This is a genomic window from Brevibacterium sp. K11IcPPYGO002, from assembly GCF_050920635.1.
Classification (GTDB): domain Bacteria; phylum Actinomycetota; class Actinomycetes; order Actinomycetales; family Brevibacteriaceae; genus Brevibacterium.
Genome location: NZ_CP131929.1, coordinates 3,421,352 through 3,436,335 on the forward strand (window position 1 = coordinate 3,421,352; position 14,984 = coordinate 3,436,335).

The 14,984-nt window shown below is 65.3% G+C and carries 15 protein-coding genes; 11 read left to right on the forward strand and 4 right to left on the reverse strand.

From position 1 onward, the window contains the following. The first annotated feature begins 70 nt into the window (after positions 1–70). A complete protein-coding gene (locus QYM46_RS15755; protein WP_432789727.1) occupies positions 71–1,705 on the forward strand; it encodes a DNA repair helicase XPB in 1,635 nt (544 codons plus the stop codon). 72 nt (positions 1,706–1,777) lie between these two features. Here the strand turns inward: QYM46_RS15755 and QYM46_RS15760 are convergent, their stop codons facing one another. Then, positions 1,778–2,743: an EamA family transporter gene (locus QYM46_RS15760; RefSeq protein WP_432789728.1), complete on the reverse strand. Its 966-nt coding sequence runs from the start codon at positions 2,741–2,743 to the stop codon at positions 1,778–1,780. A gap of 322 nt (positions 2,744–3,065) precedes the next feature. Here QYM46_RS15760 and QYM46_RS15765 point away from each other — a divergent pair, with 322 nt between their 5' ends. The 10 genes from QYM46_RS15765 to pspAB all read left to right on the forward strand — a co-directional run bounded on the left by QYM46_RS15765 (position 3,066) and on the right by pspAB (position 12,863). Next, positions 3,066–3,665 carry a CGNR zinc finger domain-containing protein gene (locus QYM46_RS15765; RefSeq protein ID WP_432789729.1) on the forward strand — a complete coding sequence of 200 codons (600 nt, stop codon included), beginning with the start codon at positions 3,066–3,068 and terminating at the stop codon, positions 3,663–3,665. Positions 3,666–3,700: 35 nt separating this feature from the next. Beyond that, positions 3,701–4,390, forward strand: a complete 690-nt coding sequence (locus tag QYM46_RS15770; RefSeq protein WP_432789730.1) for a hypothetical protein — start codon at positions 3,701–3,703, stop codon at positions 4,388–4,390. 277 nt (positions 4,391–4,667) lie between these two features. Next, positions 4,668–5,426, forward strand: coding sequence for a response regulator transcription factor (locus QYM46_RS15775; RefSeq protein ID WP_169253198.1), 759 nt, complete (start codon positions 4,668–4,670; stop codon positions 5,424–5,426). 30 nt (positions 5,427–5,456) lie between these two features. Further along, positions 5,457–7,400 carry a sensor histidine kinase gene (locus QYM46_RS15780; protein ID WP_432789731.1) on the forward strand — a complete coding sequence of 648 codons (1,944 nt, stop codon included), beginning with the start codon at positions 5,457–5,459 and terminating at the stop codon, positions 7,398–7,400. Further along, on the forward strand, positions 7,397–9,424 hold the full coding sequence (locus QYM46_RS15785) for a trypsin-like peptidase domain-containing protein (protein ID WP_432789732.1): 2,028 nt from the start codon (positions 7,397–7,399) through the stop codon (positions 9,422–9,424). Before QYM46_RS15780 ends, QYM46_RS15785 begins: the two co-directional genes overlap by 4 nt. A 258-nt stretch (positions 9,425–9,682) precedes the next feature. After that, entirely contained in the window at positions 9,683–9,970 is a 288-nt protein-coding gene (locus tag QYM46_RS15790; RefSeq protein ID WP_035321190.1) for a WXG100 family type VII secretion target, read from the forward strand. 224 nt (positions 9,971–10,194) lie between these two features. Then, complete coding sequence (locus tag QYM46_RS15795) at positions 10,195–10,944, forward strand: PspA/IM30 family protein (RefSeq protein ID WP_025780460.1); 750 nt, start codon at positions 10,195–10,197, stop codon at positions 10,942–10,944. After that, positions 10,941–11,225, forward strand: coding sequence for a PspA-associated protein PspAA (pspAA, locus tag QYM46_RS15800; protein ID WP_025780459.1), 285 nt, complete (start codon positions 10,941–10,943; stop codon positions 11,223–11,225). Before QYM46_RS15795 ends, pspAA begins: the two co-directional genes overlap by 4 nt. A gap of 79 nt (positions 11,226–11,304) precedes the next feature. Next, positions 11,305–12,216, forward strand: coding sequence for a zinc metalloprotease HtpX (gene htpX / locus QYM46_RS15805; protein ID WP_169253200.1), 912 nt, complete (start codon positions 11,305–11,307; stop codon positions 12,214–12,216). Positions 12,217–12,263: 47 nt separating this feature from the next. After that, positions 12,264–12,863: a PspA-associated protein PspAB gene (gene pspAB / locus QYM46_RS15810; protein WP_169253201.1), complete on the forward strand. Its 600-nt coding sequence runs from the start codon at positions 12,264–12,266 to the stop codon at positions 12,861–12,863. Positions 12,864–12,976: 113 nt separating this feature from the next. Here pspAB and QYM46_RS15815 read toward each other — a convergent pair whose 3' ends face one another. The 3 genes from QYM46_RS15815 to QYM46_RS15825 form a co-directional block, all read right to left on the reverse strand. Continuing rightward, a complete protein-coding gene (locus QYM46_RS15815; protein WP_025780455.1) occupies positions 12,977–13,195 on the reverse strand; it encodes an RNA-binding S4 domain-containing protein in 219 nt (72 codons plus the stop codon). Then, positions 13,195–14,013, reverse strand: coding sequence for a hypothetical protein (locus QYM46_RS15820; RefSeq protein WP_432789733.1), 819 nt, complete (start codon positions 14,011–14,013; stop codon positions 13,195–13,197). The genes QYM46_RS15815 and QYM46_RS15820 overlap by 1 nt, the downstream gene beginning before the upstream one ends. A 207-nt stretch (positions 14,014–14,220) precedes the next feature. Further along, the gene (locus QYM46_RS15825) at positions 14,221–14,970 is read right to left on the reverse strand and encodes a TSUP family transporter (protein WP_432789734.1); all 750 of its coding nucleotides are present in this window, start codon (positions 14,968–14,970) and stop codon (positions 14,221–14,223) included. Positions 14,971–14,984 lie beyond the last annotated feature (14 nt).

The window sequence follows — 14,984 nt, forward strand, 5'->3', positions numbered from 1 at the left end:
CGGGAACAATCGGGGAGATGGACGTGTTGTGTCCTCTGGTGTCATCACACTTCGGGAAGGGAAGTATTGAATGAATGGTCCGTTGATCGTGCAGTCCGATCGGACTGTGCTGCTCGAATCGGGACATCCGATGGCCGTCGAGGCGGCCGTGGCGATCGCCCCGTTCGCGCAGCTGTCGCGGACCCCGGAGTACATCCACACCTATGAGATCACCCCGCTGGGACTGTGGAACGCGCGCGCCAGCGGCCATGATGCCGAATCCGTCGTCGATGTGCTCCTCGAATTCGCGAAGTACCCGGTCCCGCATGAGCTCCTCGTCGACATCGTCGACATCATGGACCGGTTCGGTGTGCTCACCCTCATCGACCACCCGATCCACGGACTGACCCTGACTTCGACGGAGACGGGACTGCTCGATGAGCTTGTCGGTCAGCCCGATCTCGTCGGCAAGTTCGGCAAACGCATCGATGCCGAATCCGTCCTCGTCCACCCCTCCGAGCGCGGCGAACTCAAACACGCACTGCTGCAGCTGGGACACCCGGTGTCCGACCACGCCGGCTATGTCGACGGCGAAGCCCACGAGATCTCACTGTCCGACGATGCCCACGGCGGCCAGTGGCATCTGCGCGACTATCAGAAGCAGGCGATCGACCAGTCGCTGTCCGGTGAGTCCGGGGTCGTCGTTCTGCCGTGCGGTGCCGGGAAGACGGTCGTCGGCGTCGCCACGATGTCGCGGGTGCAGACGACGACGCTCATCCTCGTGACGAACTCGGTCTCGGCGAAGCAGTGGAAGGACGAGATCCTGCGCCGCACCACCCTGACCGAAGACGAGGTCGGCGAGTACTCGGGATCGACGAAGGAGATCCGCCCGATCACCATCGCCACCTACCAGGTGCTCACCACCCGGAGAAAGGGCTCGTACCTCCACCTCGAACTCCTCGATGCCAAGGACTGGGGCCTGGTCATCTACGACGAGGTGCACCTCCTGCCGGCACCGATCTTCCGGCTGACCGCAAGCCTCCAGGCACGTCGTCGCCTCGGCCTGACCGCAACTCTGGTGCGCGAGGACGGACGCGAGGACGAGGTGTTCTCCCTCATCGGACCCAAGCAGTACGAAGTGCCGTGGAAGGAACTCGAACGGCTCGGGTATATCGCCTCGGCCGCCTGTCATGAAGTCCGCGTCCGCCTCGACGGCGGAACCCGAACCGCGTATGCCCGCGCCGACGGCGAGGACCGATACCGGCTGGCCGCGACATCGGATGCGAAGCTTCCGATCGTCTCCGAACTCGTCGCCGATCATCCGGATGCGCAGATCCTCGTCATCGGTCAGTATCTCGATCAGCTCGAGGAGATCGGAGCCGAACTCGGTGCGCCCGTGCTCACCGGGCAGACCCCTGAATCGGTGCGCCAGGAGCTCTTCCGCGAGTTCCGGTCCGGGGAGATTCCCGTGCTTGTGGTCTCGAAGGTCGCGAACTTCTCCGTGGATCTGCCGGCCGCCTCGGTGGCGATCCAGGTCTCCGGAGCCTTCGGGTCCCGGCAGGAGGAGGCCCAGCGCCTCGGACGGATTCTGCGCCCGAAGGAAGACCAGGGTTCGGCCACGTTCTACACGGTCGTCGCCGCCGACACCGTCGATGAGCACTTCGCGGCTCAGCGCCGGCGCTTCCTCACCGAACAGGGCTACAGCTACGGCATCGAAGTCCGCTGACTCCCCTCAATTGCTACCTGACGGGGGCCCAGCAACCTGGCGCGAGGTTGCTGGGCCCCCGTCGGGTAGTAATTACGTAGCAATGAGGGTGTCTGCGTCGGAGGTGACGACGACCTCACGGCGGGCGACGCGGCGGGCGAGGCGGGATTCGCCCCACTTGATGAAGCCGACGCCGCCGAGGATGAAGACTCCGCCGAAGAGCTGGATCGGGGCAGGCATCTCGAAGAGGACCAACCAGGCGACGATGACGGAGAACGGGACCTCGACGAGGTTGACGAACGATCCGACCGTCGCCCCGACATAGCGCAGACCGAGGATCCCGGTGATGTACGCGCCGACGGTGAAGACGACGATCATCGCCATCGGCACGACCCACGACATCGGCACCCCGCCGAAGTCGACGTCTTCAGTCACAGCGTTCCACGGCATGACCCCGACGAGCACGATGACCGACATCGCCAGCGCCCCGATGCCCATGCCCAGACCGGTCAGCGCGACCGGAGGGATCGTGATCGTGTCCTTCGCCGAGACGAGGAAGTAGCTGGCCAGGCAGACCGCGGCGGCCATGGCCATGACCACGCCGAGAATGCTGATCGACGATCCGCGCAGGTTGAGCACGAGCAGGAGCCCGATCATCGAGACGACGACCCCGATGAATGTCACGGTCGCCGGCCGCGTCCGTGTCCGCGCCCAGATCCAGAAGACGATGAGCATCGGCGCGGTCATCTCCAGCAGCAGCGCCACGGCCACGGTGAGGTGTTCGACGGCGACGAAGTAGAACCCCTGGACGCCGGCCATCGAGACCAGGCCGTAGGTGACGACGGTGCGCCAGTGCGTGAGCACTTCGCCCCAGCGTCCGCGCAGGGCGATGAGGGTGGGGATGAGCAGCAGGACCGCGGATCCGGCCAGGCGGATGAGCACCACCGCGCCCGGCGTCCACCCGACCTGGTACATCGTCTTCGCGATCGGCCCCGACACCGCGAAGAAGAATGCGGAGGCAAGAGTGAGCAGGAACCCTGCGATGACGGTGCGATTCATTCCTGACCTCCTGATGTGGTGAAACGTTGAGTGGCGTACGAGGACAGACGTCCCCGAGGTGATGGTGCGGTGTTGAGTTGGTGGTGCGGTACCGGATCATGTCCTCGCCGAGGCGACCCGACGATGGTCAGATCCCCTCACCGAGGTGGCCCGACGTCGACATCGGCCTGACCGATTCGTCGTTCTGCCGGGTCTGCACGTCGTCGGGTCCGGCAGGGCCTCGGCGTGCCCCGCGGATTGTCCGATTTCAGTATCGGCCCTGGAATTGAAATGGGTCAAGTGCATTTTGGTCCTTACATGCTGTGGCAGAATGTTGTTCATCATGGCTTTCATCTACGACATCCGCGCGAACCTCACGATGCTCGTCGACCTCCTCAACACCTCCGGCGACATCGCAGACAGCGGCGACGAGCTGACGACAACCGCGAAACTCCGCGAATTCGCGGCCCGGCACGACTTCTCCGGCCCCTTGACCGCCACCAAAAGCGATGTCGATGAGACCGTGGAACTGCGTCGCAGATTCGCCGCAGCTCTGGACTCGAGCATCGACGCCGAGACCGACGACGAGCTCGAAGCGGGCACGATTGCGGTCGTCGATGAGATCAATCTCACACTGAGTGACTCCGGGTCCGTGCCGCAATTGGTCAAACACGACCATTGGGACTGGCACCTGCACGCCACCGGCGCTCACGCCAGCCTGGCCGACCGAGTGGCCGCCGATGTCGCCCTGGTCCTCATCGACCTCATCCGCTGCGGGGACCTCGACCGACTCGGACGCTGCGCCGCCGAGGACTGCCGCGCCTACCTCGCCGACTTCAGCCGCAACCGCTCGAAGCGCTTCTGCGATACCGGCAGCTGCGCCACCCGCACGCACGTCGCGGCCTTCCGCGCCCGCCACTCCGACGCCGACACCGCCGGCTGATGCCCGTCTCCGCCCCCTGACAGATCGGGCCGACCATGTCATTACAACCGCTGCGCCTCACCGGCGGAACGAAGTTCGCCGCCGGTCTCGCCGGAATCCTCACGACGACGAGCATGGCCGCCGGATGCGCCGTCACCGCGCTCACGTTCCTGCCCACCGGCCCCGGTGAACCCCTGAGTTCGAAGCTTCTCTTCCACGCTCTCGCGCTCCTCGCCTCTGCCGCCTTCGTCGTCGTCAGCCAGCTGCTCATGCGCGCAGCTCTCGGTCGATTCCGCACAAGAGGAAGTCTCACGCGCTTCTTCGGCTATCAGCTGGGAGCACTCGGAGTCGGAGGTGGGCTCGGCCTCGGCTTCCTCCCTGCGATGCTGGAGGCCGCGCCGATCTGGTGGATCCTCTCCATCACCGCGGGAGTCACCCTCGTCGCCGTCTCACTTCTCGCCTTCCGCGGCGATCGGCGCCAGCCATTGACAACGCCGGCCCACCCCGGGATCGGCCTGGCCGAAGGCGTCGTCGTCGACTACTGGTCGGGAGCAATACCCGGCGCCGCCGCACCGAGCCTCACCGTGATCCGCTTCGCCGACGAATCCGGCCGGCCCAGGTTCGTCCGTCATGTCGTCAGACGCAACCCCACGACGTTCGGCACGATGGGGCAGGTGCAATACGATCGCCATCGACCGGACAAGGCCTCGAGCTTCACCCAGGGGCGCCCACCCGGCCGGATCTGAATTGACCACGGCCACGCTGGCCAAGCAGCCGAACAGCCGAACAGCCGAACAGCCGAACTGAGCTGAAGCCACCCACCCACCCCCGCCTCGGCGAGCATTTCTGAACACAAACTGATCGCAGACGCATATTTCACTGAAATCAGGCTTTCGTTCCTGAGAACGACAACCCGACCCGGAGTCCAAAACGACTTTCCTGAGAGTTTTTCAGTGGCGCACATCACATTCGCATTCAGCTAGTCTCCAGCTGACTCCCAGACACGGGTCTCAGACTGGATTCATGACTACAGCACAGAACGACATCGACATCGAAGCCACCCTGCTCGTTGTCGATGATGAGCCCAATATCCGCGAACTCCTGTCCACCAGTCTCCGCTTCGCCGGCTTCGACGTCGTCTCCGCTGCCAACGGTGCCGAGGCGCTGCGCCTGGCCGAGCAGACCGACGTCGACCTCCTCGTCCTCGACGTCATGCTCCCGGACATGGACGGCTTCACCGTCACCCGCCGTCTGCGCCAGATCGGCATGAACGCCCCCGTCGTGTTCCTCACCGCCCGTGATGACACCTCGGACAAGATCACGGGACTGACCGTCGGCGGCGACGACTACGTGACGAAGCCCTTCAGCCTCGAAGAGGTCGTCGCCCGCATCCGCGCCGTCCTCCGCCGCACCCGCAATCTCGAGGACGAAGAGAACGCCGTCATCGTGGCGGGCGACCTCGAACTCGACGACGACACCCATGAGGTCCGCCGCTCCGGCATCCTCATCGACCTCTCCCCCACCGAATTCAAGCTGCTGCGCTACCTCATGCTCAACACGAACCGCGTCCTGTCGAAGTCGCAGATCCTCGACCATGTGTGGGAGTACGACTTCGGCGGTGACACCGGAATCGTCGAGTCCTATATCTCCTACCTGCGCCGCAAGATCGACGTCACCCCGGAGACGGATGCCGCCGGCCATCCTGTCGAGATGGAGTGGACGCCGATGATCCAGACCAAGCGCGGGGTCGGCTACATGCTGCGCACACCGGAATCCAAGTAGTCGTCCATGCAAGGGCGATAGATTACATACGTGCCGATAGAATCCCGTCCCTCCCGTCCCGGCTTCTGGGAAGAATGGTCTCTGACCACCAAGCTGCTGGCCATCATGATGCTGCTCATGCTGCTCGTCCTCACGGGGACGAGCGCGTGGGTGTTGGAGAACCTGCGCGACAGCCTCGTCCAGCGCACCGATGAGCGACTCATCAGCGCCTCGGAGACCCTGGCGAAGCAGGCCTACCAAGATGTGTTCCAACCGGCCGAACTCCAGTCCGGGGACGATGACGCCGAGGAGGCGCCGTCGTCGACGACGATCGATTCGAATTCCTGGGATCAGCTCAAGAGCCTGCTGCCGGGAGGGTTCTATGTGCAGTTCTACGACACGAACGGGGATCCGATCCGCGACCCCGTCGCTCCGGAGCCGCAGAACCATCCGATCCTGCCGAAGATCGATGAGAAGGAAGTCTATTCCCGCGGCGGCGAGCCCTTCACCGTCGCCGGAACGAGTTCGCAGTGGCGGGCGCGGGCGATGAAGGTGAAGAACACCGACGTGCTCGTGTCCATCGCGGTGCCCTTCGACCGCGAGGTCGACAACATCAACGAACGGGCGCGGAACACGATGATCGGCATCGGCCTGCTGGCCCTGGCGATGGTCGCCGGAGTCGGCTATTGGGCGATCAACAACACGTTCCGACCGCTGCGCGATATCGAGAAGACCGCATCCCGCATCGCCGCCGGCGACCTGTCCCAACGTGTGCCCAGCTATCCGCGCAATACGGAGCTCGGGCGTCTGTCGGCGGCGCTGAACACGATGCTCGGACGCATCGAGGACTCCTTCGACGGGCAGACCCGGTCGGAGAAGCGCATCCGCCAGTTCGTCTCCGATGCCTCCCACGAGCTGCGCACTCCCCTGGTCACGATCCGCGGATATGCGGAGCTGTACCGACAGGGTGCGATCACGAAGTCCGATGACATCGCCAACGCGATGGAGCGGATGGAGTCCGAGGCCAAGCGCATGGGTGTCCTCGTCGACGATCTCGTCGTCCTCGCCCGCCTCGACGAGCAGCGTGCCGCCGAGATCGGTCCGATCGACCTCCACAAGGTCGTCCGCGATGCCGCCGCCGATGCTGCGGCACAGGCCCCGGACCGCGATATCAGCTTCATCGGACTCGATGGTGAGGATGCTCAGCCGGTGCCGATGATCCGCGGTTCCGAGTCGAAGATCCGCCAGGTCATCGTCAACCTCGCCGGCAATGCCGTGCGCCACACGCCTGAGCACACCGCGATCGAATTCGCCGTCGGCGTCGTCGGTCTCCCCGAGCAGGTCGACCCGGACTCTGCGGACACCGGCGAGATCCGTGAGGGCGGCGCGCGAGGTCACAACGGTCGAAACGGTGGGAAGAACGGCGCGAAGGACAAACCGCGTGAGCGCGGGTTCGTCACCGGTGGGGTCCGGATATTCCGCCGAGGCGACTCTGCCGGAAACGATCAAGCCGACACCCAGCCCACCCCCCAGACCGGGCCTCAGCCCGAGGAGCAGGCAGACGCACAGGGCACAGCGCAGACGGACCTGCCGACCGGTCCGGAACCCGACCAGCAGTCGAAGGATCGGGCCGACAGCTCCGAGGCGGCCAACATCGTCCCCGATGTCACTGCGGCCGGGTCGATCACGGTCGATGAGTCGCTGCGAGGATTCCCCAATGGCCGGGTTCGCTTCGAGGTCAGGGATCATGGCGACGGAATCGACCCCGAGGTGGTTCCGCGCATCTTCGAGCGCTTCTACCGTCTCGACGTGTCCCGGACCAGGGACACCGGCGGTTCGGGGCTCGGGCTGTCGATCGTCAAGGCGATCGTGGAGAACCACCATGGTGCGATCTCCGTCCACGAAACTCCGGGCGGCGGTGCGACGTTCCGCATCGACCTGCCCATCTCCGACAACGGCGAAACCACTGCGGACACACGAAAGGACGAGCGATGAACGAGAACAACGACTCCCAGAATCCGGATGAGGTGTCCCGCAGCGCCCGATCGGACGATCAGACTCAGCGCCCGTCGGTGAGTCCGGACAGCGGTTCCGCCGCCGAGGGGCGTCGCAGCCCGTCGGCCGGGGGCTACCGCGGGTCCGGTGCCGAGGTTCCGCGCACATTCCCCTCTCAGTCCAACGGCCCTGCCCGGGTCAGTCCACCGGTGGCACCTCCCGAGCGGCGCCCCGATGTGTCGCCGACTCATGCGCAGAACCCTGTGGACGGTTCCCCTCACCGAGGCGGCTCTCCCTCCCAGCCGTCCTCCCCCTCCCAGCCCGGTAGGCAGCAGGGCGGGCAGACCAGCGGGCAACAGCCCGGCCAGCCAATCGGTCAGACGGGCCAGCCGGGACAGCAGGGACGGCCCCAGCAGCCGTCGCCGTATCCACCGAACGGGCAGCAGTCCTCTCCGTATCAGCCGGGCAGCCAACAGCAGACAGGTCAGCCGGGTTACCAAGGGCATCAGAGCGCGCAGGGCAATTTCGGCGACCAGTCGCAGCCGGGTCAGCAGAATGTCCAGCCGATTCAGCCTCAGCACCACTCCGCGTACGGTCAGCCTCAGCAGGACGGTTCCCAACCGTATCCGGGCCAAGACGGTGGCTCCCAACCGTATCCGGGCCAGCACGGTGGATCCCAGTCGTATCCGGGGCAGCAGAACGGTCCCGGCCAGCAGAACATTCCGGGGCAGCCGACCGGTTCGAACTCCTATTCCGCGGCGCCCGTGCCGGGTCCCTATTCTTCGGAATTCGCGGCCGTCGGTTCACAGCCCGGACCGGGAGGACCGGCAGGACCCGGTGGGCCAGTCGGATCTGGTGGGCCTGGCGGGCAGGGCGGACCGGACGGGTTCAGTCCGTACGGAGCTCAGCAGCCGCCTCGGCGAGAGAAGAAGGGACCCGGTTGGGGTGCGACGATCGCGATCGGCCTGGTGGCCGCCCTCCTCGGTGGGGCTCTCGCATTCGGCGGGAACTATGCGCTCTCGTCACTGCAGCATGATGAGCCGCGCAAGGTCGCCGAGGAGACGATCGAGACCCCGGACTGGACGCAGGTCGCCGAGAAGACCTCGGACAGTGTGATGTCGATCCAGGTCGGCACAGGCGGTCAGGTCCAGGGACTCGGTTCAGGCGCGTTGTACGACGATCAGGGCCACGTCATCACGAACAACCACGTCGTCGCACCGGCGGACACCCCCGACGGCGAGATCGCCGTGACCATGAAGAACGGTGAGACGACCGAGGCGAAGATCGTCGGCCGCGATCCCTCGACCGATATCGCCATCATCAAGCTCGAGCAGGTCCCGGACGGTGTGAAACCGCTGGTCATCGGCGATTCGAAGAAGCTGAGCGTGGGCGACCCGGTGATGGCCCTGGGCAACCCCCTCGGCCTGGCCGACTCCGTGACCACCGGCATCGTCTCCGCGCTCGACCGCCCGGTGTCGACGGAGAACATCGGCGAGGATGCGACCTCACAGGAGAAGGAGATGACGATCACGAACGCCATCCAGACGGATGCGGCGATCAACCCCGGCAACTCGGGTGGACCGCTGGTCAACGGCGATGGCGAGTTCATCGGCGTGAACTCGGCGGCGGCATCGCTGAGTCAGGGCGAGGGAGGACAGTCCGGATCGATCGGCATCGGGTTCGCGATCCCTGCGAACCAGGCCGTGATGATCGCCGATCAGCTCATCTCCTCCGGCAAGGCCCAGCATCCGTTCCTCGGCATCACCCTCACCGACGGGCACATCAACAGCGGCGGGATCAGCCGCGGCAGCGCCAAGGTGCAGTCCGTGGCCGGCGGATCCCCGGCGTCCAAGGCCGGAATCAAGGACGGAGACGACATCGTCGAGGTGGCCGGAACCAAGGTGAACAACGCCATCGCCCTGCGCGCCCTCGTCCGCGCGCAGCCGGTGAACACCCCGGTCGAAGTCACCGTGGTCCGCGGAGGGAAGGAACAGAAGCTCGACGTCACGCTCGTGCTGCAGTAGGTGCGCGGCTGACACGTCGGCGACCCACGCGTCGGCGACCCAGGCATCAGCACACTCGCGCGTCAGCGTATTCCCGAGTCAACGACTCGCGCGTCATTGCCTGGGGATCCGGTCGTGACTGCGCCACCTGGAGGGTGTGGACAGCCGAACGCTGTCCACACCCTCTTTCCGTGCCCTTCCGCTCTTCTGCCCCGGGCGTCGACACTGAAGTCGTCTCGCCCGACCGTGGCGGGTCGATCTTGACCAAGAGGAGTGATGATGAGTTTCGAAGTCGACGCCGAACGCGTCCAGTCCGCCGCCACCGCCGCTGCGAACACCTCCCGCAATCTCGTGTCCGAATCCGACACGATGATGCGCAATCTGCTCGCCCTCCAGGAATGCTGGCGCGGCAGCGCGGCACAGAACTTCCAGGCCGTGGTCAACCAGTGGGAGCGCGCGCAGAAGCAGCTCATGGAATCGCTCAACTCCGTCCACGGTGCACTCCACACGGCCGCCCGGCAGTACTCCGAAGTCGAGGCGGCGAACTCGCGGCTCTTCGCCCCCTGAGCCGATCGAGTCCCACCCGCCGAGGGTCACAGGCCCCGGTCGCGTATCCCCCGAGATACCACGGCCGGGATCTGTCCGTTCTCGTAGTCGGCGTCTGGCAAACTATCAGCCTTTCTCAGTAGACTTGAGAACGATAGTTCGCGGCGGTGTTGGCCAAGAATCTCCGGACCGGGGTGAATCGGGTTGGCAGCGTCGGGTCAAACCAATGCAGGAGTCGACTACGGATGAGTATCTTCCAACGGATCGCGACGATCTTCGGTGCCAAGGCCAACAAAGCTCTGGACAAGGCCGAGAACCCCAACGAAACCCTTGACTATTCGTACCAGAAGCAGTTGGAGCTGCTGCAGAAGGTCCGTCGTGGTGTTGCCGATGTCGCCACCAGCCGCAAGCGCCTCGAGCTGCAGATCAACCAGCTCGAACAGCAGCAGAACAAGCTCTCCGGTCAGGCCGAGAAGGCCATGCAGATCGGTCGTGAGGACCTCGCCCGTGAGGCTCTGACCCGCAAGTCCGGACTGACCCAGCAGATCACCGACCTGCAGACCCAGCACGAAGGACTGCAGGGTGAGGAGCAGAAGCTCACCCTCGCTTCGCAGCGCCTGCAGGCCAAGGTCGACGCCTTCCGGACGAAGAAGGAGACGCTGAAGGCCACGTACAACGCCGCCGACGCACAGTCCAAGATCGGCGAGGCGTTCTCGGGCATCTCGGAAGAGCTCGGCGACGTCGGACTCGCCGTCCAGCGCGCCGAGGACAAGACCGCGAATCTGCAGGCGCGCGCCGGGGCCGTCGACGAGCTTCTCGCCTCAGGGGCCCTCGACGATGTCACGGGAACCCAGAAGGACGACATCACCGCCCAGCTCGACTCCCTCTCCAGCGAAAATGATGTCGAGATGGAACTCCAGCGGATGCGCGAGTCCCTGCCTGCCGGCTCCGAGGCGAAGGACCAGAAGTCGCTCGAAGGTGAGGATCAGCAATGATCATCCGCATCATGGGCGAAGGTCAGTTCGACGTCGCCGACGTCGACCAGGATCTGCTGCAGAAATACGACAACCAGGTCGAAGACGCCGTCAATGCCGGAGACGAGGAAGCAGTGCGGACCGCGCTGACGTCCCTGCACGACTACGTCACGGCCAACGGCCAGCCGGTCGCCGATGACTACCTCGGGTCCTCCGATGTCGTCATTCCGTTCGCCGACGCCACCCTGGCCGAGATCGCCGAACTGCTCACCGGCGAGGGTTTCATCCCGGACCCGGCCTGAAACCACAGAGTACCGAAATGCACCCGGCCCATTGTCTTCGACAGTGGGCCGGTTCTGCCACTGCCAGAGAGGAACCACGATGAAGAATCGCTTCGTCAAAGACAACGGACTGACCATGCGGATGGGATGGACGATCTTCCTCAACGGCCTCATCTATGTCGTGCTCATCCTCGCGATCTGGTGGATCATCGGGCAGAGCGTCGGAGGAGTCATCGTCGCCGTCCTCATCAGCGCCGGCGCGTTCTTCTTCCAGTGGTACTTCTCCGACAAGATCGCCATGCGTGCGATGGGCGGCCGGGAGGTCTCCCCCGAGGAGGCTCCGGAGCTGCATACGATCGTCGACCGGCTCTGCCAGCTGGCCGATGCGCCGAAACCCCGCGTGGCCGTCTCGAATTCTCCGATCCCCAATGCCTTCGCCACCGGTCGTTCCCCCGAGCGCTCGGTGGTGTGCGTGACCCGTGGTCTGCTCGAGAAGCTCGACCGCGATGAGGTCGAGGTCGTCCTCGCCCACGAGCTCTCCCACGTTGCTCACCGGGACGTGACCGTGATGACCGTCGCCGGCGTCACCGGAGTCGTTGCCGCGCTGATGATGCGCGCCGGGTACTACATGAGCTTCGGACGGTCGAACAACAATAACAACGGCATTCCGATCCAGCTGCTGTTCATCCTCGTCGGAGCCGTCGTCTACGGGCTCTCGTTCGTCCTCATCCGCGCGCTGTCGCGATATCGTGAACTGGCCGCCGACCGTGCCGCAGCCATCCTCACCGGCGCACCGTCGACCCTGGCCTCGGCGCTGACGAAGCTGAGCGGGGACATGGCCAAGATCCCGGAGAAGGACCTGCGGTCGTCCGCCTCGGCGAATCACCTGGCTCTCATCCCCGCCATCAGCGGAAAGGCCGCATTCGGCCAGCTCTTCTCCACCCACCCCTCGCTCGAGAAGCGCCTGGATCAGCTGGCGAAGATCTCCGCCCAGCTCTCCCGGCCAGAGTGAGCACCCACCGCACCCTTTGAACTGCGCACCACCGAATTAGGAGCTCCATGGGATTCTTCGACGCACTGCTCGGCCGGTCCAAGCCGAAACGGGCCAACCTCGACGACCTCTTCGCCCTGCCGCCGGCGGCTCTGACGCTGCAGGCGGCGACCGGCTTCACTCCCACGGGCGTCGGAGCCGTCGCGTTCCGCCAGGTCGAGGGTGCCGCGTTCCAGTCCGCCGAGTCCGAAAGCGTCGCCCTCATCGGTTCCGACCCGGCCGCCTCGGTGCGGCAGGAGAACGACGGCTTCGGGTTCACCTGGCAGGTCGTGGCCGATGGGAACGCCGAGGTGGTCAACCTCGTCACGAACATCCACGCCGTGAACTCGGCTCTGGTCAATCAGGGTTTCGACACGATGCTGCTGTGCACGACCGTGTACTTCGTCCATCCCGATGGGCGTCGGATGGCGTTGGTCTATCAGTACAAGCGCGGAACCTTCTACCCGTTCGTGCAGTCAGGACCGAAGCAGCGGGACAACCCCCTGGAGATCCAGGTCAAGGGCGTTCTCTCCGGCGAGCTGCCGTTCGAGGAGGACACGTCGAACTGGTCGGCGCTGTGGGACGCCCCGGGCATGAACGACACCCCGGGTGCTCCCGAGCTGCAGTAGGCAGTTCAGACACCGAACAGAAAGCAGTTCAGTCGGAACAGAGGGCAGTTCAGTCCGGACAGACGGATGGAGGGCGTCCCCGCGGGGACGCCCTCCACTCGTATCTGAGGCTGTCAGCCTTCTTCGGCGGCCACCTCGATGACTTCGCCGAGGGCCTCGATGCGGTCGCCCGGACGGATCGTGGCACCACGGCGAGTCTCGACCTCGCCGTTGACGCTGACCTCGCCGTCGGCGATCATGTCCTTGGCCATGGCGCCGTGTTCGGCGATTCCGTGGAGTTTGAGCAGCTGGCCGAGTCTGATCGACTCGCCGCGGATCTCGATCGTGTCCATCAGAACAGGTCTCCGAATCCGTCGAACAGGCCGCCGCCGTCGCCGCCGTCACCTCCGAAGAAGCCACCGCCGTCGCCGCCGATGTCTCCACCTGCGTCTCCACCGGCGTCGCCCATATCGCCTCCGTAGGCACCGTCCCAGCCGCCGCCCATACCGCCGAACATCATGGCACCCATGAGGACGCCGGGCAGCAGGCCGGAACCGGCATAGGAGTTGAAATAGCCGCGGTTGTATTCGGCGTAGGCCGGTCCGGCCTCCCAGTAGGCGCGACGAGTGTGTCCGTCTCCGGTGACGACCTTGCGCACCAGCGGATCTGCACCGACGGCGACGCGTTCGGCATCGGCGGCGCACACGGGAACCGGGCGCAGCTGACCGCCGGCCGGAGCCCAGTCGATGTCTTCGACCGAGGGTCCGTGCTGGGGGTTGAAGAAGCAGGGCGGACGACGCACCGGCAGGGGTTTGCCTTCGACCCGGGCGCGAACGCACTTGGCGGCGTAACGGCCGTCTTCGAGCGCCTCGGTGACGTGGCGGATGTCAGCGGGTTCGGAGACCTTCTCGAGCGTCTCCTTGGCCACGTCGTACGAGTCGAGCGCCTGCTTGTAGTCCTGCGCTCCGCCCGTGTCGAGGTCGACTCCCGCGGTGATGACGTCGAGTTCGGCGACTTCTTCGCCGAATGAGGTGACGTCCTCTTCAGCGGTCTTCTTCACCTGCTGAAGTTCGGCGGCGTGCAATTCCTGCTGCCGCTTCTTCTCCTTGCGGTGGCCGATGAAGAAGACGGCCCCGAGAACTACGAGCAGCAACAGAAATACTTCAGTCACGATCCATGCCTCCCAGGCTAGCTTTGTCCTCGAACAGTATGCCCGATGAAACTGACAGGCGTCTGAGCCTGTGCCCCACATCTGCTCAGTCCCGGGCCATCGACGACAGCTCAGTTCCAGACCATCGAAGACGACTCACCCGCAGGCGATCAACATCCGGTTCGCACCGGGCATGCGGCACCGTCGCTCGCGCCGTGCGCGATCGCCTCAGACGAGCGACAGGAGGCCCTTGACCAAGGCCGCGATTCCGCCGCCGAAGGCGAGGACGAGCATCCCGATCCGCGCGACGCCGACGTCGATGTGACGGGCCAGCCGATCACCGCCGACAAGGCCTGCCACGAGGACGAGTCCGAGCCCGATCCAGACTCCGAACTCCAGATGCGGCCAGGCTCCTCCGTCGACGATCACCTTCATCACCACCGCCGAGGCGGTTCCGACGACGAGGAAGGGCTGCAGAGTGGCCGCGAACGACCGCTGTTCCCAATTCGTCAGCACTGCGTAGGCGCTTACCGCCGGTCCCCCGGCGCCGGCTGCGGCCGACATCGCCCCGGAGAAGAGCCCGGCCGTCATCCGTGTGCCGAGGTTCGCGGGGATTGATCGGCCCAGCCTTCCCAAGGTCAGCGAGCTGATGAGGGAGACGATGATGAGTGCGCCGATGAGGATCTGCAGCGGTGGGGTCGGCATCGATGACGAGAGAAGCGCGCCGGGGACGGTGCCGATCACCGCGCCCAAGGCAAGATGTCGGAACGGCGGCCATTCCGCCTCGGCGAAGGTGCGGACGAAGACGGAGAATGAGGCGACGATTCCGCAGATGTTGACGAGGATGACGCCGCTGAACGGATCGAGGAGGAGGACGAGGAATGGACCGCTGACCAGGCCGAATCCCATCCCGGTGACGCGCTGGGACAATGCGCCGAGGAACACGGCGAAGAGGATGAGCACGACGACGGGTTCCACGCGGTCGAGTCTAG

What these genes read in the sequence shown, in the direction of transcription:
- QYM46_RS15755 (WP_432789727.1), top strand. Translation starts at nt 71, where the DNA reads ATGAATGGTCCGTTGATCGTGCAGTCCGATCGGACTGTGCTGCTCGAA.
- QYM46_RS15760 (WP_432789728.1), bottom strand. Translation starts at nt 2,743, where the DNA reads ATGAATCGCACCGTCATCGCAGGGTTCCTGCTCACTCTTGCCTCCGCA.
- QYM46_RS15765 (WP_432789729.1), top strand. Translation starts at nt 3,066, where the DNA reads ATGGCTTTCATCTACGACATCCGCGCGAACCTCACGATGCTCGTCGAC.
- QYM46_RS15770 (WP_432789730.1), top strand. Translation starts at nt 3,701, where the DNA reads ATGTCATTACAACCGCTGCGCCTCACCGGCGGAACGAAGTTCGCCGCC.
- QYM46_RS15775 (WP_169253198.1), top strand. Translation starts at nt 4,668, where the DNA reads ATGACTACAGCACAGAACGACATCGACATCGAAGCCACCCTGCTCGTT.
- QYM46_RS15785 (WP_432789732.1), top strand. Translation starts at nt 7,397, where the DNA reads ATGAACGAGAACAACGACTCCCAGAATCCGGATGAGGTGTCCCGCAGC.
- QYM46_RS15790 (WP_035321190.1), top strand. Translation starts at nt 9,683, where the DNA reads ATGAGTTTCGAAGTCGACGCCGAACGCGTCCAGTCCGCCGCCACCGCC.
- QYM46_RS15795 (WP_025780460.1), top strand. Translation starts at nt 10,195, where the DNA reads ATGAGTATCTTCCAACGGATCGCGACGATCTTCGGTGCCAAGGCCAAC.
- pspAA (WP_025780459.1), top strand. Translation starts at nt 10,941, where the DNA reads ATGATCATCCGCATCATGGGCGAAGGTCAGTTCGACGTCGCCGACGTC.
- htpX (WP_169253200.1), top strand. Translation starts at nt 11,305, where the DNA reads ATGAAGAATCGCTTCGTCAAAGACAACGGACTGACCATGCGGATGGGA.
- pspAB (WP_169253201.1), top strand. Translation starts at nt 12,264, where the DNA reads ATGGGATTCTTCGACGCACTGCTCGGCCGGTCCAAGCCGAAACGGGCC.
- QYM46_RS15815 (WP_025780455.1), bottom strand. Translation starts at nt 13,195, where the DNA reads ATGGACACGATCGAGATCCGCGGCGAGTCGATCAGACTCGGCCAGCTG.